General features: G+C 61.5%; 23 protein-coding genes. 10 read left to right on the plus strand and 13 right to left on the minus strand.

Annotation, left to right across the window (positions count from 1 at the left end; all coding sequences use genetic code 11):
* Window positions 1–19 precede the first annotated feature (19 nt).
* The gene (locus AB8A27_RS20780) at window positions 20–538 is read left to right on the plus strand and encodes a hypothetical protein (protein ID WP_441243544.1); all 519 of its coding nucleotides are present in this window, start codon (window positions 20–22) and stop codon (window positions 536–538) included.
* 355 nt (window positions 539–893) lie between these two features.
* Here AB8A27_RS20780 and AB8A27_RS20785 read toward each other — a convergent pair whose 3' ends face one another.
* Both AB8A27_RS20785 and AB8A27_RS20790 read right to left on the minus strand, forming a co-directional pair.
* A complete protein-coding gene (locus tag AB8A27_RS20785) occupies window positions 894–1,169 on the minus strand; it encodes a DUF2312 domain-containing protein (RefSeq protein ID WP_068728829.1) in 276 nt (91 codons plus the stop codon).
* Window positions 1,170–1,354: 185 nt separating this feature from the next.
* Window positions 1,355–1,657: a DUF1244 domain-containing protein gene (locus AB8A27_RS20790; protein WP_441243545.1), complete on the minus strand. Its 303-nt coding sequence runs from the start codon at window positions 1,655–1,657 to the stop codon at window positions 1,355–1,357.
* Window positions 1,658–1,834: 177 nt separating this feature from the next.
* Between AB8A27_RS20790 and AB8A27_RS20795 the strand changes: the two genes are divergently transcribed.
* Together AB8A27_RS20795 and pyk are read left to right on the plus strand one after the other, a co-directional pair.
* Window positions 1,835–2,443 carry a DUF1036 domain-containing protein gene (locus AB8A27_RS20795; RefSeq protein WP_441243546.1) on the plus strand — a complete coding sequence of 203 codons (609 nt, stop codon included), beginning with the start codon at window positions 1,835–1,837 and terminating at the stop codon, window positions 2,441–2,443.
* Window positions 2,440–3,873 (plus strand): pyruvate kinase, encoded by a 1,434-nt coding sequence (pyk, locus tag AB8A27_RS20800; RefSeq protein ID WP_441243547.1) that lies wholly within the window; start codon window positions 2,440–2,442, stop codon window positions 3,871–3,873. The genes AB8A27_RS20795 and pyk overlap by 4 nt, the downstream gene beginning before the upstream one ends.
* A 176-nt stretch (window positions 3,874–4,049) precedes the next feature.
* Here pyk and AB8A27_RS20805 read toward each other — a convergent pair whose 3' ends face one another.
* The 3 genes from AB8A27_RS20805 to AB8A27_RS20815 all read right to left on the minus strand — a co-directional run bounded on the left by AB8A27_RS20805 (window position 4,050) and on the right by AB8A27_RS20815 (window position 6,274).
* The gene (locus AB8A27_RS20805; protein WP_441243548.1) at window positions 4,050–4,475 is read right to left on the minus strand and encodes an OsmC family protein; all 426 of its coding nucleotides are present in this window, start codon (window positions 4,473–4,475) and stop codon (window positions 4,050–4,052) included.
* 42 nt (window positions 4,476–4,517) lie between these two features.
* A complete protein-coding gene (locus AB8A27_RS20810; RefSeq protein ID WP_441243549.1) occupies window positions 4,518–5,480 on the minus strand; it encodes an alpha/beta fold hydrolase in 963 nt (320 codons plus the stop codon).
* A gap of 74 nt (window positions 5,481–5,554) precedes the next feature.
* Window positions 5,555–6,274 (minus strand): DUF3750 domain-containing protein, encoded by a 720-nt coding sequence (locus tag AB8A27_RS20815; RefSeq protein WP_441244971.1) that lies wholly within the window; start codon window positions 6,272–6,274, stop codon window positions 5,555–5,557.
* A gap of 204 nt (window positions 6,275–6,478) precedes the next feature.
* Between AB8A27_RS20815 and AB8A27_RS20820 the strand changes: the two genes are divergently transcribed.
* Complete coding sequence (locus AB8A27_RS20820; protein WP_441243550.1) at window positions 6,479–6,661, plus strand: hypothetical protein; 183 nt, start codon at window positions 6,479–6,481, stop codon at window positions 6,659–6,661.
* Between the two features lie 94 nt (window positions 6,662–6,755).
* Here AB8A27_RS20820 and AB8A27_RS20825 read toward each other — a convergent pair whose 3' ends face one another.
* The 6 genes from AB8A27_RS20825 to AB8A27_RS20850 all read right to left on the minus strand — a co-directional run bounded on the left by AB8A27_RS20825 (window position 6,756) and on the right by AB8A27_RS20850 (window position 12,374).
* Complete coding sequence (locus tag AB8A27_RS20825; protein WP_441244972.1) at window positions 6,756–9,074, minus strand: mechanosensitive ion channel domain-containing protein; 2,319 nt, start codon at window positions 9,072–9,074, stop codon at window positions 6,756–6,758.
* A 215-nt stretch (window positions 9,075–9,289) separates the two neighbouring features.
* Complete coding sequence (locus AB8A27_RS20830) at window positions 9,290–9,934, minus strand: tetratricopeptide repeat protein (protein ID WP_441243551.1); 645 nt, start codon at window positions 9,932–9,934, stop codon at window positions 9,290–9,292.
* Window positions 9,935–10,035: 101 nt separating this feature from the next.
* Entirely contained in the window at window positions 10,036–10,161 is a 126-nt protein-coding gene (gene ykgO / locus AB8A27_RS20835; protein WP_055038661.1) for a type B 50S ribosomal protein L36, read from the minus strand.
* Window positions 10,162–10,401: 240 nt separating this feature from the next.
* Window positions 10,402–11,373 carry a tripartite tricarboxylate transporter substrate binding protein gene (locus AB8A27_RS20840; RefSeq protein ID WP_441243552.1) on the minus strand — a complete coding sequence of 324 codons (972 nt, stop codon included), beginning with the start codon at window positions 11,371–11,373 and terminating at the stop codon, window positions 10,402–10,404.
* A gap of 63 nt (window positions 11,374–11,436) precedes the next feature.
* Complete coding sequence (locus AB8A27_RS20845; RefSeq protein WP_441243553.1) at window positions 11,437–11,877, minus strand: MaoC family dehydratase; 441 nt, start codon at window positions 11,875–11,877, stop codon at window positions 11,437–11,439.
* Between the two features lie 20 nt (window positions 11,878–11,897).
* The gene (locus AB8A27_RS20850) at window positions 11,898–12,374 is read right to left on the minus strand and encodes a MaoC family dehydratase (RefSeq protein ID WP_441243554.1); all 477 of its coding nucleotides are present in this window, start codon (window positions 12,372–12,374) and stop codon (window positions 11,898–11,900) included.
* A 106-nt stretch (window positions 12,375–12,480) separates the two neighbouring features.
* Here AB8A27_RS20850 and AB8A27_RS20855 point away from each other — a divergent pair, with 106 nt between their 5' ends.
* The 3 genes from AB8A27_RS20855 (at window position 12,481) to AB8A27_RS20865 (ending at window position 15,430) form a co-directional block, all read left to right on the plus strand.
* Window positions 12,481–13,251 (plus strand): IclR family transcriptional regulator domain-containing protein, encoded by a 771-nt coding sequence (locus tag AB8A27_RS20855; protein ID WP_092145785.1) that lies wholly within the window; start codon window positions 12,481–12,483, stop codon window positions 13,249–13,251.
* A gap of 89 nt (window positions 13,252–13,340) precedes the next feature.
* Entirely contained in the window at window positions 13,341–14,216 is an 876-nt protein-coding gene (locus AB8A27_RS20860) for an amidohydrolase family protein (RefSeq protein ID WP_441243555.1), read from the plus strand.
* Entirely contained in the window at window positions 14,213–15,430 is a 1,218-nt protein-coding gene (locus AB8A27_RS20865; RefSeq protein WP_441243556.1) for an O-antigen ligase family protein, read from the plus strand. Before AB8A27_RS20860 ends, AB8A27_RS20865 begins: the two co-directional genes overlap by 4 nt.
* An 18-nt stretch (window positions 15,431–15,448) precedes the next feature.
* Here the strand turns inward: AB8A27_RS20865 and AB8A27_RS20870 are convergent, their stop codons facing one another.
* Entirely contained in the window at window positions 15,449–16,165 is a 717-nt protein-coding gene (locus tag AB8A27_RS20870; RefSeq protein WP_441243557.1) for a glycosyltransferase family 25 protein, read from the minus strand.
* Between the two features lie 191 nt (window positions 16,166–16,356).
* On the opposite strand from AB8A27_RS20870, the gene AB8A27_RS20875 reads away from it, so the two are divergent.
* The 3 genes from AB8A27_RS20875 (at window position 16,357) to AB8A27_RS20885 (ending at window position 18,665) form a co-directional block, all read left to right on the plus strand.
* Window positions 16,357–16,854, plus strand: a complete 498-nt coding sequence (locus AB8A27_RS20875; RefSeq protein ID WP_441243558.1) for a YbaK/EbsC family protein — start codon at window positions 16,357–16,359, stop codon at window positions 16,852–16,854.
* A gap of 430 nt (window positions 16,855–17,284) precedes the next feature.
* On the plus strand, window positions 17,285–17,806 hold the full coding sequence (locus AB8A27_RS20880; RefSeq protein WP_441243559.1) for a hypothetical protein: 522 nt from the start codon (window positions 17,285–17,287) through the stop codon (window positions 17,804–17,806).
* 73 nt (window positions 17,807–17,879) lie between these two features.
* Complete coding sequence (locus AB8A27_RS20885) at window positions 17,880–18,665, plus strand: FadR/GntR family transcriptional regulator (protein ID WP_441243560.1); 786 nt, start codon at window positions 17,880–17,882, stop codon at window positions 18,663–18,665.
* Between the two features lie 9 nt (window positions 18,666–18,674).
* Here the strand turns inward: AB8A27_RS20885 and AB8A27_RS20890 are convergent, their stop codons facing one another.
* Window positions 18,675–19,967 (minus strand): TRAP transporter large permease, encoded by a 1,293-nt coding sequence (locus AB8A27_RS20890; RefSeq protein ID WP_092145799.1) that lies wholly within the window; start codon window positions 19,965–19,967, stop codon window positions 18,675–18,677.
* Window positions 19,968–19,999 lie beyond the last annotated feature (32 nt).

A 19,999-nucleotide genomic window follows, 5' to 3' on the forward strand; every position in this document is an offset into this window, starting at 1 on the left:
GTCACTGGAGGACGTTTCCATGAAACCGTTAAGCCTCAGCAAGATTGCCATTGCGACTTCGACGTTTACGTTCGCGACGCTGCTTTCTTTTGGCTGGTGTGAACAAAGCGGGGTCTCACTGTCAGTCGAGAGCGCCCAAGCTCGGGTCGGTCGCCCACTTACCCCCGTCAGCGTTGCGGGTGTTGCCCGTCGACAAAACCGGCGGGCTGCGTACGGCTACGGCGCGGGCGTCGTCGGCGCCGGTCTCGCGGGCGCGGCTTTGGTCGGCACAGCAGCCGCCGTCGCGGCAACATCGCCAGCTTGGGGCACCGGCCCTTACTACAACAGGCCGTATGTCGGGAGCCGAGCGCTGGCAGCTAACGCCTATTATGGCGGCCCAATCGAATCGACGCCGTTCTACCTACAGAAGGCCTACTACGCGGACGGCCCGTGGTATGGCCACAGCGGCTGGGCTGACTACAAGGCTCGCAACGGCATTGTCTGCGATCCCGGCACCATGATCAAAGGCTCTGATGGCGTGATGTATATGTGTCAATAGAACCTCACTTGATAGGGCCAAAAGAGGCGGCCCAACGGCCGCCTCTGCCCAGCGGAAGGGAGGTCAGAATGATCAGGTCAATTGTTGCAACTGGCTTCGCGTTGTTGATCGCAACATTCGCACAAGCCATGACGCTCGCGACGACAGCATTCGTGCTGCGCACGGCGTCGCTGCGCTAAGAGCGCACTCAAGTCTTCCAACCACACAGCCTGTCATCATCCGCGAAAGCGGATGATCCAGTATGCGGTGGTGTCAGTAGGAAAATTGAAAAGTCAGTGGATCCTGGATCCCCGCTCTGCACGCGCCTTTGGCACGCTGAGCGGGGATGACAGTAATCGCAATGAGGCCAACAGCCTCACAGCATTCCCAGGGCCTGCAGATAGGTCTCGAGGATCGTCTCCTGCTCGGCACGCTCGTTGGCGTCCTGCTTGCGCATGCGGATGATGGTGCGCAGCGCCTTCACGTCGTAGCCGTTGCCCTTGGCTTCGCCATAGACGTCCTTGATATCGTCGGAGATCGTCTTCTTTTCCTCTTCAAGGCGCTCGATGCGCTCGACGATAGCCTTGAGCTGATCCTTGGCGAAAGAATGTGTCGCCTGATCGTCCAGCACGGACGCAGCAGAGGTGGCCATCGAAAACTCCTGGGAACTGATGTTGTTTTGAAGGGTGTTGGATCGATTGAAGTGCGCAGCGTTATGCGCGCATTAATCTTAAGGAAATGACACTCAAGACCACAGCGCCTTGCGTCAAGGCGCCATCGCGGTCATCCACAGCGCCCCCACAGCTTTGATTTCATGCCTGAAAAGACGAGAAATCGTCAGTGCCCGCTGTGCGCTTTCTTCATGGCCTCAATTTGTTCCGGTTTGGCCTCGGCCTGATACAGCGATTTCCAGGCCTCGTAAGGCATGCCGTAAACCGCTTCCCGGCTCTCATCCCTGGTCATCGCCACGCCCTTGGCGTCGGCGGCATCCTTCAGCCAGTTGGACAGGCAGTTCCGACAGAAGCCAGCCAGATTCATCAGGTCGATGTTCTGCACATCCGTGCGACCGCGCAAATGGTCAACCAGCCGGCGAAAGGCGGCGGCCTCGAGTTCGGTCTGGATCTTGTCGTCTATCGCCATCAATGGTCTCGCTGTTGCACCCGATACCGGCCCGTCGTCTTCATGTAACATGGGCGCTGTCACAGATTTTGCCATATCACAACGCAAACCGCCTGGCGGGGCAGAATTGGTTCCGTGACCGTTGACAGGCCCGTCGGGTCACGCGAAATCGTCAATGAATTGAGATAGCTTCGCCGCATGATCGCACCAGATTCCCGCCACCGCCCTTTTCGACGCGTCCGCGTCGCCGCCCTGTTGCCGGTGTTGGCGCTGGCCTTGTCGTGCCTGTGGACGAGCCCTGCGGCGGCTGATTTCCGGCTGTGCAACAACACCTCGAGCCGGGTCGGGATCGCGCTGGGCTACAAGGATGCCGAAGGCTGGACCACCGAGGGCTGGTGGAACGTCTCATCGCGCGCCTGCGAAACCCTGCTGCGCGGAACCCTTGTTGCGCGGTATTATTATATCTATGCACTCGACTACGACCGGGGCGGTGAGTGGTCGGGTCAGGCCTTCATGTGCTCCCGCGACAAGGAATTCACCATCAAGGGCACCGAAAACTGCCTCGCGCGCGGCTTTGACCGGACCGGCTTTTTCGAGGTCGATACCGGCGAACAGCGCGCCTGGACGGTGCAACTGACCGAAACCAACGAACAGCCGCCGAAGCTGCCGGGCATTCCGGGGCCGACCGGACCACCACCAGGTGCGCCCGGTGCGGGCTTCCCCAATCTGCCCAACACGCCAGGCGGCGCGCCCCCGGGCGGGTCAACAACCCTGCCGCCATCAGTTCCGCCGGGAGGCAAACAATGAGACGTCAACGCCGCATCAAGATCCTGGCCACGCTCGGCCCCGCCTCCTCGGACAGCGCGATGATCCGCAAGCTGTTCGAGGCCGGCGCCGACGTGTTCCGCATCAATATGAGCCACACGCCGCATGACAAGATGCGCGAGCTGGTGAAGACCATCCGCAATGTCGAGAGCAGCTACGGCCGCCCGATCGGTATTCTGGTCGACCTGCAGGGCCCGAAGCTGCGCGTCGGCGCCTTTGCCGACGGCGGCGTGCAGCTCAAGAACGGCGAGAGCTTCGTGCTGGATTCCGATCCCGCGCCCGGCGACGCCACCCGCGTGCACCTGCCGCATCCGGAAATTCTCGCAGCACTTCGCCCCGGCCATGCGCTGCTGATCGATGACGGCAAGCTGCGGCTGATTGCCGAGGAAACCACTAGCGAACGCGCATTGACCCGCGTCGTGGTCGGTGGTCGCATCTCGGACCGCAAGGGCGTCAGCCTGCCCGACACCGATCTGCCGGTCTCGGCCATGACGCCGAAGGACCGCGCCGATCTCGAGGCCGCGCTGGAAACCAGCATCGACTGGGTCGCATTGTCCTTCGTGCAGCGCGCCGAGGACGTGCATGAAGCCAAGCGGCTGGTGCGCGGCCGTGCCTCCATCATGTCGAAGATCGAGAAGCCGCAGGCCATCGACCGCCTCGAATCCATTCTGGAAGCGTCAGACGCGCTGATGGTGGCGCGCGGCGATCTCGGCGTCGAACTGCCGCTGGAACGGGTACCAAGTCTACAAAAGCGCATGACGCGCATGGCCCGCCGCGCCGGCAAACCCGTCGTCGTCGCCACGCAGATGCTGGAATCGATGATCCAGAGCCCGGTGCCAACTCGTGCCGAAGTCTCCGACGTCGCCACCGCCATTTATGAAGGCGCGGACGCTGTCATGCTGTCGGCCGAATCCGCTGCCGGCAAATTCCCGGTGGAAGCGGTCTCGACGATGAACCGCATCGGCGAGGAAGTAGAGCGCGATCCGACCTATCGCTCCGTGCTGATGGCCCAGCGCCCCGAGCCCGAACCAACCGCCGGTGACGCCATTGCGGACGCCGCACGACAGATCGCAGAAACGCTGGATCTGTCTGCGATCATTTGCTGGACCAGCTCGGGATCCACCGCCGTCCGCGTCGCCCGTGAACGGCCGAAGCCGCCAGTGGTCGCGATCACGCCGAACCTCGCCGCCGGTCGCAAGCTCTCGGTCGTGTGGGGCGTACACTGCGTGGTGGCGGAGGATGCGAAGGACCTCGACGACATGGTCGACCGCGCCGCACGCATCGCCTTCCGTGACGGCTTCGCCAAAGCCGGCCAGCGCATCATCATCGTCGCTGGCGTGCCGCTCGGCACGCCGGGTGCGACCAACATGGTGCGCATCGCTTATGTCGGGCCAAACGACGCGGATATGTAGTTCATACCGCGGTTTCTCCCAGCATACGCGGAGCCTTTGATCTCTCCCCGTCATTGCGAGGAGCCCTTGCGACGAAGCAATCCAGTCTTCGCTTGTTGCTTCTGGATTGCTTCGCCCAAACGAATTGCTTTGCAATTCGTCAGGGCTCGCAATGACGGCTATGAGGTCTGCGCTACTTAAACCAGCGTGGCGTCGAGCGTGATTTCCGCGTTCAGCACCTTCGACACCGGACAGCCGGCCTTGGCCATCGCCGTGAGTTGGTCGAACTTCGCCTTGTCAGCGCCGGGAATGGAGGCCGAGAGCGTCAGGTGCACTTTGGTAATGGCGAAACCGTCGCCCTGCTTCTCCAGCGTCACGTCTGCCTTCGTTTCCATATTGTCGGCCTTGAACCCGGCTTCACCGAGGATCAGCGACAGTGCCATGGTGAAGCAGGCGGCATGGGCCGCGCCGATCAGTTCTTCAGGATTGGAGCCTGGCTTGCCTTCGAAGCGGCTGGCGAAACCGTAGGGATAATCGGCAAGCGCCCCGCTCTTGGTGGAAATCGATCCCTTGCCGTCCTTGATGCCACCCTGCCATTTGGCCGAACCGAAAGTCGTGGTCATGCAATTCTCCTCAATTTGGTTTGAAGTCGATCGAACGGGAGGTTAGCGCAAGGCGGCCTTCGGTTTTGTGTCAGCGGCCGAGATCATGCCCTCGATCTCCCTCATGATAAGATCAGGTGCAGCGTTTTGCACCATGTGACCAACGTTCGGCAGCACGATTAGTTTGGCGCCCGGCACGGTTTTCGCGAACTGACGCGAATGAATCTCCGGCGATACGATGGTGTCGGCAGAGCCTGTGATCACCACGGTCGGAGCTTTGATATCGGCATAGCGCGATGCCTGCGCCACGACGGCGGGCTTCAATGTTACCAGATCCCAGGCATTGGCGAGGAAGTTGCGCGGCCGCAGCACCAGCTGCGTTGCCGTCTGCGAGATATAGCCTTCGGGCATGATCTGCGGCGCAAACACTGCGCGTCCGCCCATGTTCGTCAGAAAATAGCCAAGCGGTAGCGTGATCGTATAGGCCAGCAGCTTGCCGATCACCGGCGTGGTGACGACCGTGTTATAGATGCCAACGCCACCGGACCAGGGATAAGTGACACCCGCCAGCATGACCAGTCCTGCGACACGCTGCGGATAGTCCAGTGCCATCAGCGCCCCCAATGCGCCGGCAAGCGAATGCACCACGACGATCGCCTGATCGACACCGAGTTTCTCGAGCGTTTCATCGATCATCCTCGCCTGCATCGCCGGAGAAGAGTCCGACACATCGTCACGCGCGCTCCAGCCAAAGCCGGGACGGTCGATCAGGATGACGCGGTGTTTTTCTGCCAGCATATTGCCGAGCGGCAGCCGCATGGTCTCCATGTTCGACGTAGCGCCGTGAATGAGGACGATCGGCGGTCCGGATGCATCGCGTGGTCCGACCTGCACCACATGCAGACGGCCGCTTTCAACATCGACAAGCTCACCCGTTGGCAGATATCTGCGCTCGAATACGAACACGCCGACCTGCGTAGCCACGGCAAGTACGCATAGTGTGGCCACCACAGTGACCGAGATCATCGCCAATATCCGGGAAATTTTGCGCACGATCCAGCTACGCGACGGTACCCTGAAGGTTTCGCGCCGCGCGCCACTTACGCGCTGACGCCAAGACGTCCAATGCCCGGCAGTTTGATCGCGGGCCGGCGGATGTCGAGACCGAATACGGCACCGAGCAGATTGAGCTCGATCCCTTCAACCCAGCCTGCGGTGACACCGAGATAGCCGCCCAGCGTAGCGCGCACACCGGTGCCGGAGGGTGTCCAGCCAAAGGCATTGCCGGCGTAGGGAAAATCCTTGCCGATGGCGGTGGGCGGCAACGCCACCTGCAATTCGGGCACGGCGGCCAGAATGGCTGCGACAAAGGTATTGGAGTTCGGCCCCGGCCAGGCCCGATAATCGCCGTATGAGCGCCAGGAGTAGCCGGCGATTGCTGTCTGAATCTTCGGGATCATCGCCGTGGCCGCGTCACCATCGGCGGATGCGATGGCGGTCGGCACATCGCCGAACCAGCGACCGTCAGCAGCAAAACCATTCAGGCGAATGGGCTCGCCCCACGCCGTATAGTCGTAGCGCGTATAGCGCGACGCGCCCTTTTCCTTGAATACGATCCAGCTATGGACTGCAAAGATACCGCGCCAGCGCACGGTCCGCGCCGCGAAGACGCGCACCAGCGCCTCGGGATGCGCCGCGGCCGGCGGCAACAGGCCGGCGCTGGAACGATCCGCGCTCTGCCAATCTACCGAACGGTCCCCCATCCAGTACCTGGCCGCCGACACAACAATAGGAAGGACGAGCAGCGCGAGCAGCACAATCACAAATTTTCTCACCGAGGAAAGGCCCGTGGAGGGAAGCAATCTTGTGGATATGGGGGCGTTTTGCAGCTTTGCCACGGCGGTCGCGACGAATGGCTCTTCCCGAACTGTCCACGCTATCCACAGGAACGCATTTGTTCCCGCCCGGTTGTCGCCATGATCACGCGGCGGACTGACGCCACGATCTGAACTGGAGATAGTTTTATGACGCCCCGCCCCACTGATACTTTGATCGACGAAATCATTGCGACCTGCAATGGCGACTTGCGCGGCGCGCTCAAGGCTTTGCTGATGGTCAACGAGCAACTGGAAGCGGAACTGCAGCAACTCTATGCCGCTTCACCGCAGTTCGCTTCTGTCCGGCCTGGCAATAACGTCCTGCACTAGATCGACTGACGCGCCTATCCTGGATCGTCCTTGTCTTCTGGCTCTTCTTTGTCGTTCTCTTTCGGTCCACATCGTCGAAAAGCAGCGATAAGTGCTAGCTCGCGCGGCGCTGTGCCGAATTGCTCTGCTGGACATCAGCATCGTCGCCTTCTGCAACTTCAGTGGTCGGCGGAGGCAACTGCATCAGAACGGTCTGTCCGGGCGACGCGATCTCGATACCTTCTTCCTGGAAGCGAATCTTCATGCGGCGATTGAATTCGCGCTGCACTGCCCAGCGGCCGGAATCGGTACATCGGATCTGACCGACGATCGTCGCCATCGAACCATCGACCTTGTCGACGCCCCACAATTCCAGATCGCTGCGGATCAGCGGCCTGAAACCTGCCTCACTGCGCATCTGCTCCACAATGTCCTTCAGCAACTGGCCGGCGCGATCGGTATCTTCCTTGTAAGCGACACTGACGCTGACAGCTGCATTGCCTGCACCGCGGCTGGCATTGGTGATGGTGGTCACCGCACTGAAGGGAATGATGTGAACCGAACCATCGCCGGCACGCAGCCGGATGGTACGGATCGAGACGTTCTCGACGACGCCTGACAGACCCGACACCGTGACGTTGTCTCCGACCTGCACGGTGCTTTCCAGAAGCAGGAACAAGCCGGTAATCACGTCCTGCACCAGCTTCTGCGAACCGAAGCCAATGGCAATGCCGAGGATGCCGGCGCCGGCGAGCAGCGGCGCGACATTGACACCGATCTCGCTCAGCGCAGTGAGCGCAACCACCGCAATGATTACGCCGAGCAATGTCGTACGCAGCATCGGCTGGAACGTGCGCAGACGTGCTGCGCGGGCGAAATGACCGTCGCGCGTCAGCGCCGTGAGCTGACGCTCCATCAGCGCATTGCTACCTTCCCACACAACCGCAGCGACAATGGCAGCGATGCCGACGGTAATGACAGCCGAGACGACCCGGCTGCCGATCTGGCCGCCATAGAACCAGACAACAGCATTGACGCCCCACACTTCCAGCAAGGCGACCAGGCCGATCACCCCGATGATTGTCGCGACGACCTTGCGCAACAATGGCAGATAACGATTGGCACGCGTCTCAAGACCCGGAAAGCGCTGCAGGATTTCCGGTTTGATGCGGAAACCGCGATCGATCAGGCTCAACGCAACCATCGAGACGAGCCGGGTCACCAGCGCGACAATGACCGTGCCGGCGATGTATCGCAGCAGCAATGCATAACCGTTCTGGATATTGAGTGCCCAGATGGTCCAGGCGGCCATCACGACAACGATCGCCAGCACATGCCAGAGACCGGCAAGGCGATTGCGCATCGCGCTCAGGAAGCCCGTCGCCCCAACCGGGGCGCGGAGCGCATCGGCAACCGGCTTCCGGCACTGCAGGATGATGACGACGACAAACAGATGCACGACGAGCATCACGAGCTTGATCAGCGCGAGATGCGCGGAGCGATAGAGGCCCATCATCAGGGCGACATTGGCGATTGCGATGCCAGTGGCGCCGACGCCGACGATGCGGCGCGTCCAGATTTCGAGATAGGCTGCGGTCTCCTCCTTCACCCTGAACAGAGCGAGCGGCCCGAACAGCGCGCGCATCGCGCAGATGATGGCCCGCGCCACCACATAGCTGTTGACGATCGCAAGGATCGCGAGGCGCGTGATCCCGGCATCGCCGATCTGGGTACCGAGCAACAGCGATACCGTGCCTGTGAAGACGAAAATCGGAATCAATTCGAAGAGCAAACGGCCGACGACGTAAGGAAGCCGCAGCAACGACTGCCAGGCCCGGGTCAGGCTGCGCCGCCGCTTGTTGAGATCGGGCGCCTCGGTGAAATCGGCCGTGGAAGACGGCGGATCAGCGCGCTCAATCACCGCCGCCGGCGCGCGTGCGACAAAGGGAATGCGCGCTTCGAGCGCCGCCTGCGGCCTCCGCAGCAGCCAGACCACAAGCCATTCCGCAGCCAGCGCGCCGCCGAACACGATAACAAGCTTCCAGGCGATATCGAACAGGAGATGATAGGTGGCGGGATCGTTAGCGCTGCGTTGCAGCCAGTACCACAGGGCCGGAAAGCGCGTGACCGATTGCACGGCTGCCGAGACTTCATTCGTGATATCGCCGAGCTGATCTGAAATCGACACCAGCAATTGCGCACCCAGGCTATCGGCGTCGAGCGGAATGGCTGGTTTCTTCTCGGGCGCCGCGGGTGTGGCGGTGGCGATTGCGCGCAGCGTGTCGATCATCTCCTTGCGCTTGGCGTCGTCCTGCAGGGTTTCGAGTGCAGCCTTAGCTTGATCGGGGGACAGCGTCGAAGCCGCAGGCGCCGATGGCGCATCGGCTTTCTGCGCCAGCGCAGGACTGGGCACAGCAGCCATCGGTGCGGCCATCAGCAGACATAGCAAGGCGAATAGCGGAAATGACTTCAGCGCCAAAAGGTGTCCCTTCCTGTGGCTCGGAAAACGCCCTTTTCGCCCGTTTCCTGTGTCAGAAGTTTGATTCCTCGGCGACGATGTCTTGTTTTTCCATCGCGGGCAGCAGGAATGCGTCAAAGCAGGGCGATGTTCCCGCGATGTCCCGCGAGCACGCCGACTTTCAGGGAATTTCAGATATCGCGGCCTTCGACCTTCTCGGTCAGGGTCTTGACCAGCTCCGGCACCTTTTCGAGATGCGGATTGACCGCAAGCGCTTTGCGGAACGCATCAAGCGCACGCTTGTCGTCCCCCAGCTCCTGCATGATCATGCCGAGCCCCGCCAGAGCACCGAAATGCCGGGGTTCGCGTCTCAGCACCTGCTCGATATCCTGCAGCGAGCGAGTGTAATCGTTCTGCAGGTAGTACAGCGTGGCGCGCCGGTTCCAGCCCTCGACGTAATCGGGGCGCAGCTTCACCACGGCGCTCAACAATTGCAGCGACAGATCAACCTGCTTGGCATCCAGCGCCGTCTTGGCGCGGGTCATCAGCAGCGCGGTCGTGTCACTCGTGGTCTGCGACCACAGAGCCCAGATCCGGCCTTCGACGTGCTTGGCACTGGCTTCGTCCGGCGCCGCTTTCAGCGCCCCAAACAGGAAATCGAGGCCTCGCGTCTTGTCGGCATTGACCTTCGGCAGTTTGGCAGGTGGCTCGGGAATCTTCTTCGGCGCATCCGGGGTCACGATCTGCGGATCTTTGACCTGCGCATAAACAGGCGCTGCGCCCAGAAATGCGCTCAGCAGAATTCCAAAAGCTGCGGCCGGGATTCGTAAAGCCATGCCGCAAGTCTAGACACGAAAAAACGCGCTGCAAAGCAGCAGCGCGTCAAACACCTGTGATGTCGTGAGGCCAGCCGGCAAAATGCCGGCTGATCAACAACTCAACCCTGGCGAGCCTTGAAACGGCGCTGGGTCTTGTTGATCACGTAGACGCGGCCCTTGCGGCGGACCAGACGGTTGTCGCGGTGACGACCACGCAGCGATTTCAACGAGTTACGGACTTTCATCGGTCAATCCTGATAGCTTGCGATACTGACGTCAAAGGCCGTGCGCGGCAGTCCGAAATCAGCGAAAATGAGCTTGAACCCGCTGGCGACCAAGTCGCCCGGGACCCGCGGTTTCTAAGCCATCGGGCGCCGGACTGTCAATCCGATCCGGGCATCTGGCGACCGCCGGATCGATATTTGCAGGTATTTTGGTGATTTGAAGGGTCCGGGAACAGCCACCGGAGCCTCAAACCGGTGCGATCACTCTTGCGGGACATTCGCGGTTTTTACCACCGCGCCCCACTTCCTGATCTCCGAATCGACGAAAGCGGTGAATTCAGCTCCCGTCAGCTTGCCCGGCTCGACACCTTGGGTGGCGAATTTCTCGCGGGTCGCCGGTGCCGCCAGGATCTCCTTCATGGCCGCGACCAGCTTCGTATAGGCCGGGTTGCCATTGGCCTGCGGCATATACATGCCGAACCAGGCAGTGGCCTCAAAGCCCTTTACACCGGCCTCGTCGAGGGTCGGGGCATTGGGCAACGACGCGGCGCGCTGCGCGCTGGTCACCGCAAGCACGCGAATGGTGCCACCTTCCGCAGCCGGGAGGACCGTAGGCAGCGTATCGAACATGATCGGGATATGGCCGCCAATCAGATCGTTCATGGCCGGCGCCGCGCCCTTGTAAGGGATGTGCTCGATATTGATGCCGGCCATCTGCTTGAACAATTCGCCCGACAGATGATTGGCGCCGCCGATTCCCGAAGAGCCGAATGACAGCTTGCCTGGCTGCTTCTTCGCCATCTCGATCAGCTCACCAACGGTCTTGGCCTGGAAATCCTTTGTCACGACCAGCGCGTTCGGGGCTGTCGCGACCACGGCGATCGGCGAGAAATCCTTCTGCGTATCGTAGGGCAGGCTCTTGCGCAGACTCGGATTGATCACGTGATGCGTGGCCGTAATCAGCAACACGCTGCCATCGGCGGGCGATTTCGCCACGACCTCCGAACCGATCGTGCCCGATGCGCCTGACCGGTTCTCGACGATCGTGGTGGCGCCGAGCTTCTCGCCCAGATATTGCGCGACGAACCGTGCGAGGATGTCCGTCGTACCACCTGCCGGAAACGGCACGATGATCTTGATCTGATTGACTGGAAAATTCTGCGCCAGCGCACCCGACAACATGACAAAAGTCATCGCCAGACACGACAGGGCGAGCCTCATGAGCTTCTTCATTTCAATCCCTTGCCTGTTCTTGTCCAGCGTGCGGACTATGCCGCACGCCGTTGCATTCAGCCACTAGGCTGTCAGCGGAAATTCGACCATCGCCTCGCCGGTCGCGACCTTCTCGTCGTTCTGGTTCTTCACCATCACGTCGATCAGCACCCAACGCGACTTCTCGGTGGTCTGCTTGGCCTTGATGATACCAACCGGCTGGATCGTGTCGCCGGGCTTCACCGGCTTGACCCAGCGCGTTTCGAGACGGCGATGGATCGCACCTGCGGGATAGGCCCAGTCAGTCAGCATGCGGGTGATCAGCCCGAAATTATTCATGCCATGCATGATGATGCCGCCGAAATTGGTCTTGCCGAACGAGTTCTTCATGTAGTTGTCGTCGAGATGCAGCGGATTGTAATCGAGCGAACCGTCGCAGAAGAGCCGGATCGACTCGCGCGACACTGCGAAGCTCGGACCGTCGATGGTGTCGCCGGTGGAGAGTTTGTCAAAGCTGGTTGTCATGATTGATCTCCTTGCCCCGCTCACATCGGGCGGATGGTCTGGCCGCGGCCAGAACAGATGACGTCGCCGCGCTGGTTGAAGAACACGTTGTCGTGGACCACGAACAGCCGCTCGCGCTTGATGAACTTGTCGAGCGCGCGGGCCTGCAGGGTGATGGTATCTCCGGGCCGTGCCGGGATGTTGTAGCTCCAGGACTGGCCAGCATTGACGGTGCCGGGTGTGCGCATCCAGTCATCGGTGGGCGTGCAGGAGAACATCAGCAGGATGTGGATCGACGGCGGCGCGATCAGACCGCCATAGGGCGACGCCTTCGCGTAAGCCTCGTCGAAATACAATGGGTGGTTCTCGCCCACCGAGCGGCAATAAAGCTGGATCGCCTCCTTCGTCAGAACATAAGGCAGCGTCTTGCGTGGTTCGCCCGGGACGATCTCGTCCCAAACCTTGCGCAGGTTCGCGTCCTTCCAGAAATCGGTTTCAAAAGCTTTCGCTTGCGCCATAGCGCTTTCTCCACTATCGTTCACCAGGCGAACTTTATGACCGCCTTACGAACAGTTATAGGCGCGGTTTCCCGGGACTGACAAGTCCGAACCGGTAGGATGATGCATGGCCAAAGACAGCGATGGTTTCGTTCGGGCGATTGCCCGTGGTTTTGCGGCCGTCGAAGCACTGGGTCGCCCGCCGGGCCGGCACACGCTCTCGGAAGTGGCCGCCAGCGCCGGCCTCAGCCGCGCCACCGCGCGCCGCATGCTCGCGACATTGATCGTGATGAAATACTGCGAAGCCGATGGTCGCTATTTCAGCCTACGCCCGCGGGCGCTGGGGCTTGGTCTTTCCTATCTCAATGCACTGCCTTACTGGGGCTATGCGCAACGCGCTTTGGAAGACCTGCGCAACGAAATCGGCGAATCCTGCTCGCTGGCTGTGCTGGACGAGACCGAGATCGTCTATGCGCTACGATTGCCGGCACAGCGCATTCTCTCGGCCAATCTCGCCGTCGGCAGCCGCCTGCCCGCCCATGTGGTCTCGCTCGGCCGTGTCCTGCTAGCGGCCCTCCCGCCGGACCAGCGCGCGCATTATCTCGCCACCACCGAATTCAAGCAGATCACCCCACGCACCATCACGGATCCCGCACTGCTGGAACGCGAGCTCGAACGTGTCGAGGCCGAAGGCTATGCCTGGATCGATGGAGAGCTCGATCCCGCGATCTGCGGCATCGCCGTCCCCGTCCGCGACCACGGCGGCCGGGTCGTGGCGGCGATCAGCATCAATGCCATCTCGGGCACCATGGACGAGGCGACGGCTAAGGAGAAATACCTGATCCCGCTCCGCCGCACCGCGCAGGATATCCGGACACAGTCCTTCTCCACCGGCTAGGCCGACAGCGTTCCGCGCCTTTCATTCATCAGGCTGGTTTGCTAGAGCAACCGCCAACGATAATGATGACAGTGCGGGAGACGCGGGACATGAAATTGCTCAATCCGGACGACTTGGTCGCCATCGACATCCACACCCATGCGGAAGAGCCATGCGGCTGCCACGCCGACGACGGCTATGACGATTTCCAGGCCCGCATGGCCGAGTATTTCAAGTCGCCGCACAAGCATCCGCCGACCGTACAGGAAACCGCCGCCTATTACCGCGAGAAGAAGATCGCTGCAGTGATCTTCCCGGTCGATGCCGAGCGCGAAACCGGCTTCCGCCGCTACAACAATTACGAAATGCTGGAGATCGCGCAGGAGAATTCCGATGTGCTGATCCCCTTCGCGTCGATCGATCCGCACAAGGGGAAGCTCGGCGTGCGCGAGGCGCGCAAGCTGATCTCCGAATACGGCGTAAAGGGTTTCAAGTTCCATCCGACCATGCAGGGCTTCTACGCCAACGACCGCATGGCCTATCCGCTCTATGAGGCGATCCAGGAGGGCGGCGCTATCGCGCTGTTCCACACCGGCCAGACCGGCGTCGGCTCCGGTATGCCCGGCGGCATGGGAATGCGGCTGAAATATTCCAACCCGATGTATATGGACGACGTTGCGGTCGATTTTCCGGACCTGAAGATCATTCTGGCGCATCCCTCCTTCCCCTGGCAGGAAGAGGCGCTGTCGGTCGCGACCCACAAGCCCAACGTCTATATCGACCTGTCCGGCTGGTCGCCGAAATACTTTCCGCCGATCCTGGTGCGCTACATCAATTCGATCCTGCAGGATAAGATGTTGTTCGGCTCCGACTGGCCGGTGATCATGCCGGATCGCTGGATGGCCGATTTCGCCAAGCTCGACATTCGCGACGAGGTGCGTCCGAAGGTCCTGAAGAACAACGCACGGAAACTCCTGGGCATATGACGAACAACGATCTGCCGCGCAAACTTGCGGATGCCCGGCAGATCGCTGCCATTGCCACCGGCTTCTCGCTGCCGTTCTCAACCAGCGGTCAGGCTATCGCCGTGTCGATCTTTGCAGTGCTCGCGCTGCTGACACTCGACCGTGATCGTTTCATCGCCACGTTGCGGAGGCCCGCGGCCTATCTGCCGGTCGCGCTGTTCGCGTTGATCCTGGTCGGCATGCTCTGGTCGATGCAGCCGCTCAGCGGCGCGATCAGATGGGTCGGTCCCTACGCCAAGCTGCTGCTGATCCCGTTGGTGATGGCAACGGCATTTACGCCGAAACAAGCATTACATATCGGTTATGGCTTTCTTGCCGCCTGCATAGGTCTTCTCGCCCTGTCATGGGCTGCGTTCCTGTGGCCAACAGGACCATGGGGCTGGTTCAAGGCGCCCGGCGTCCCCTTCAAGGACAACGCGGTTCAATCCGGCTGCTTCGCACTTTGCGCCTTCGCTCTGGCGATCGGCGCGATCCGTGTCTGGGCGCAGGACACCCGCCGCGCCATTGCGATGGTCGTGCTCGCACTTCTGTTCTTTGCCGACATTTTCCTGATCTATGTGTCGAAGACCGGCGCAATCATGGCCACTGCATTGCTCGGCCTATTCGTCATCCACGCCGGCGGCTGGCGGCGCTCTGCCATTGTCGCGATCGCAGCCATGATCGTGATCGGCATCGCACTGCTGACCTCGCCACAAGCCCAGCGCCGGATCGCAGAGATCAACTCGGACATCAATGCCAATAGCGGCCAGACCGCCGGCGGCGAAACAATCTCGACTGCATCGCGGCTGGATTTCTGGAGCAAGGCGGTCGGCTTCGTAAAGGCCTCGCCCATCGTCGGCCACGGCACCGGAAGCATCAAGCCGCTGTATCAGAGCATGGAGGCGACGAAGCCGTCGCCCTATGGCCAAGCCACGCCCGATCCGCACAATCAAACGCTTCATACGGTGCTGCAGGTCGGCCTGATCGGCGGGCTGCTGCTGTGGGCCATGTGGATCGCGCATGCACGACTTTTTCTCGCGCGCGATTATGCAAGCATCCTCGGCCAGGCGGTCGTGTTGCAGAACGTGATCGGCGGACTATTCAACAGTCACATCTCGGCGGTGACGCAAGGAATGCTGTACTGTCTGGCAGTGGGATTGCTGGGCGCGTTGGTGCGCAATACAGATTCGGAATGACCGGCCGGACGCCGCCAATTACTTCAGCTTCAGCCACCGCTTCAAATAGCGCCGCCTGAACTTCTGCACGGCAAACTGTATGCGCAGCTGCAATTGCGCATGCCCTTTGCGATCGAGTGAGCTCTTGAACACGCCGTTGAGCGAGCCTTGCTCGGCCAGTGGCGGTTCCGGCCACAGGAACGGGATGCCCATGGCAGGATCGCCGGTGTTAAAGGCGATGTCGATGGGCTCATGCATCGGATGTCGCGCGATCCAGTCAAGCCGCGCCGAGGCCTCGGGCGCGCCCAGCACATAAGCTTCCATGTTACGCACGCGATTGCCGGGATAGACGATCTGGCCGGGCCGCAACTGGGATGCCGGCGTGTAGAAATTCGTCGCGGCACCGAGATGCAGGATGCGCGGGCGCGGCCAGTGCGCAGCTTCATCAAGTACGCGCTTCAACCGTTCGCAAAAATCCGGCACCAGCAGAGCGTCGTCCTCAAACACCAGCGCCATATCCTGGCCGCGCTCGCGGATACGCTGCATGGCGACGATGTGCTTCAAGGAACAGGATTTCTGCCTCAGCGTCAGGTCGGCGCCTTCGGCGAAATAGGCGCGATCGACATCAGAGGTGATCTCATCGGCATCGAAATCCAGCACCCACTCGAACTCGATGCCCGCACGGTCGAGCTCGCGCTGGATATGCTCCGTGCGCTCGGGCAACGACTTGGCATGAATCACATAGGCCGGCAGCATCGAAGAGGGGTCCCCGGAACAACGTCCGGCGCGATGAGCCGGACAAGAGCCCGTATAAGGTCAAAACCGGCGTGAGGGAATGGCACGCATGCCGCGCGGCAGCGCCGCCCCAGTTCCCCAATGCGCGGATGTGACTTCCTTTTGCCCGCGACATGTGAGACGGCGTGACGGTACATTATCGAGACCACATCATGAGCCTTGAGTCCGTCCGCGCTTTTCTCACCGCCAACGCCCCCGAATTATCCGTCACCGTCACTGACAAAAGCTCGGCCACGGTCCTTCTCGCCGCCGAGGCGTTGGGCGTCGAACCCGGCCAAATCGCCAAGACGCTGTCGGTGCGGGTCGGCGACCGGGTGGTGCTGGTGGTGACCAAGGGTACAGCGCGGCTCGACAATAAGAAGGCACGCGATGCACTTGGCGGCAAGCCCCGCATGCTGGGGGCCGACGAGGTTGTTGCCCTCACCGGCCATCCGGTCGGCGGCGTCTGCCCGTTCGGCCTGGCAACGCCATTACAAGTCTACTGCGACGTGTCGCTGAAGGAATTCGCCGAGGTGTGGCCGGCGGCGGGCTCGGTCAATAGTTCGGTGCGCATGTCCCCGGCACGGATGGCTGAACTGACCGGGGCCAGCTGGGTCGATGTTTGCCAGGAGCCAGCGATAGTGCAGGAGCAAGCTCCCGCGATGGGGTGAGGCAGCGAGAATAATTCACTGCCGTTCATTTCCCGCAGAGAACAAGCCAACCGCCGCCCGGCACGAGAGCAGCACGGATATTGCTATTTTTGCCGGGGGATCGACTTCCCCCGCGCAAGGCACGATTTTCCGGGTGTCGTCCCTGAGGACGACCGGCTGCACAGCAATATTTGCAGCCCAACCGGACAAGAACCATGCGCTTCAAAGCCCCGTCTCATCGCCCGCAGTCGTCGACGACCTGGAAGCAGGTCGTGGTGTCGATCGTGGCCGCAGCTGCAGCCGGATTGCAGTCTGCCGGCGCCTGAGCGCGCTCTGTAGGCGTCCGCGGTCGCGCAAGGCCGGTGGCGCCGAGTTCCCCGTTATCAAAATCTTGAGGGTGTATAGCTAAGGTTGCGTCCGGCCGTGTGTAAATCGGCTGGAGGATCTCGAGATGCGGCTTTTGCCGATCACCGACGCCGACAGAAGCTGGGCTTCACTGAAGTCGCAGTGGCGGAAGGCTGCCGAGGCAGCCGAGGAAGACTTCTCCACTTACACCCAGGGGATTTTCGCCGCTTTGGACCCGGTCATGCAAGGCGGCAAGGGTGGGTTGTACGGCCTCTACGACGGCACCGTTCCGCAGGCCTTCTGTCAGGTCAGCAAACTGCTGATGCCCAAATTCGAAGGTCCCGTGCTGCGTTGCCGCTTCATGACCGTGTCGCCGACCTACGACCTCGGGAGTGCCGGTCTCGACAAATACGGACAACTGCTGATCGAGCTGTTTTCCGGTATGGTCTGGCTGTCCCGCAATGCCCTCTCCGCCAGCCATGTCCAGTTTCACCTGCGCAGCCCTGCCGACGCGCAGTTCCTCGCGCCGTTGCAGGCTCCGGTGCCCGACTCGCCGTTCCAGCGCTTCGCCATTAACGGTGCCTGGGTCGAATGCGATCTCAAGCTGCCCGAACTCGAAGCCATGTAGGCACGCGGCGCCGCGATATGCCGCGCGCAGCAAACTTGCACAGCGACACCGGCGGTGATAGCCCGGTTGTACGATGACCGGACAAGCTAAGCCACGCACCAGGCGCAAGACGACCAATGGGGCCGCAGGCACGCCTTTGCTGCGACCGCTCAATCCCGTGCGCCGCCGCACCGAGGAGGTGGTCGAGCGTATCGCCGCCCAGATCACCGAAGGTCGCTTGCCGGCAGGCGCGCGCCTGCCGACGGAGCAGGCCATGATGGCGGCTATGGGCGTCAGCCGCACGGTCGTTCGCGAGGCGATTGCGGCGCTCCGCGCCCGGGGCCTTGTAACCACCCGGCAGGGCGCCGGTGCCTTTGTCAACAGCGAGCCCGATCAGCAGCCCTATGCCATCGACCCAGACGGTCTGGGCTCACTCGGCAGCGTGATCGAAATTCTTGAACTGCGCACGGCCGTCGAGATGGAGGCCGCGGCCATAGCCAGCGAGCGCGCCACCGCTGCCCAGATCAGAGCCATTGCCAAGGCCGCGGCGACCTTCAGCCGCGCCATTGCCAATGGCGACCGCGCAGTGAAAGAGGATTTCGACTTCCACTTCGCCATTGCCGTCGCGACGCAGAATGCACGCTTTGTCGGTTTTCTGGAATTCCTCGGCGGCCTCATCATACCGCGCCAGAGCATCCGCACCTTCGACGGCAAGGTCGAATTGCAAAAGCGCTATCTCGAAAGCGTCGAGAAAGAGCACCAGGTCATCGTCAATGCGATCAGTGCACGCTCGCCGCGCAAGGCTCGCGACGCCATGCGCCGGCACCTGCTGAACGGCAAGGAACGTTACAAGCAATTGTCGGTGGAGCCGGTGCAGTAGCTCCAGCTCTCACCTGAAGCCGAACGCGTGCGGCAGCGCCATCGAGAACCACGGCACGTAAGTCACGATCATCAAGACCGCGAACATCACCCAGTAAAATGGCCAGATGCCGCGCATGACCTCGTCCACCGAGACCTTGCCGATGGCGCAGCCGACGAACAGCGTGGTGCCAACAGGCGGTGTCAGCAGGCCGATACCGAGATTGAGCAGCATGACGATGCCGAAATGCACGGGATCGATGCCGAAATTCTTCACCACCGGCAACAGGATCGGCGTGCAGATCAGCAGCAGCGGCGCGAGGTCCAGCGCAGTGCCGAGGATCAGCAGCATGATGTTGAGCCACATCAGCAGCACATATTTGTTCGATGAGATAGCAACGAAGAATTCGGTCATGTGCATCGGCATCTGCATCATCGCCGCGACATACCCGAAGCATGACGCGGTCGCGACCAACGTCAGCACCATCGCCACAGTCTGCAGCGTCCGGTAGGTCAGCATCGGCAGCTCGGACCATTTGTAGTCGCGATAGATGAACATCGTGACGAAGAAGGCCCAGACGCACGCCACGGCGCCAGCCTCGATCGGTGTGAACACGCCGGTGAGAATGCCACCGAGCACGATCACCAGCGTGACGATGCCCCAGGTGGCGTCCCCCAGCATCTTCAGCGCCTGCTTCACTGGCACCGGCTCGCCCTTCGGATGACCATCGCGATAGGCAAAGTAGAGACACAACAGCATGATCGCAAAGCCAAGCAGCAACCCGGGCACGATACCTGCCAGGAACAGGCTGGTGATCGAAACCACGCCGCCGGTCGCGAGCGAATAGATCACCGCATTGTGGCTTGGCGGCACCAGGATCGCCTGGACCGAAGCGGAGATGGTCACATTGGTGGCGAACACCCGGGGATAACCCTTCGCCGCCATCTGCGGGATCATCACCGAGCCAATCGCCGACGTATCCGCGACCGACGAGCCGGAGATTCCGGACATGATGGTGGTGGCCAGAATGTTGACCTGCGACAGGCCGCCGCGAATGCGCGTGAAGCCGATCACCACGGCCGCAAAATCCACCAGCCGTCGCGCCATGCCGCCTTCTGCCATAATGGCGCCAGCCAGCACGAAGAACGGCACGGTCAGCATCGACACCTTGCCGACGCCGCTGGAGAGTTGCTGCATCACGGCCGCGACCGGCAGATCAATCCACAGCGCACCGACCAGCGCCGAGAGCGCCAGCGCGAAGGCGATCGGCATGCCGACGGCGAAGAACAGACACATGCTGAGCAGAAGAACGGCGATGTCCATGTCGGATTTTCTTTGTTCTGGCCGGAGCTAAT

The sequence above is a fragment of the Tardiphaga sp. 768_D3_N2_1 genome (assembly GCF_052076105.1).
In the GTDB taxonomy this organism is placed as follows: domain Bacteria; phylum Pseudomonadota; class Alphaproteobacteria; order Rhizobiales; family Xanthobacteraceae; genus Tardiphaga.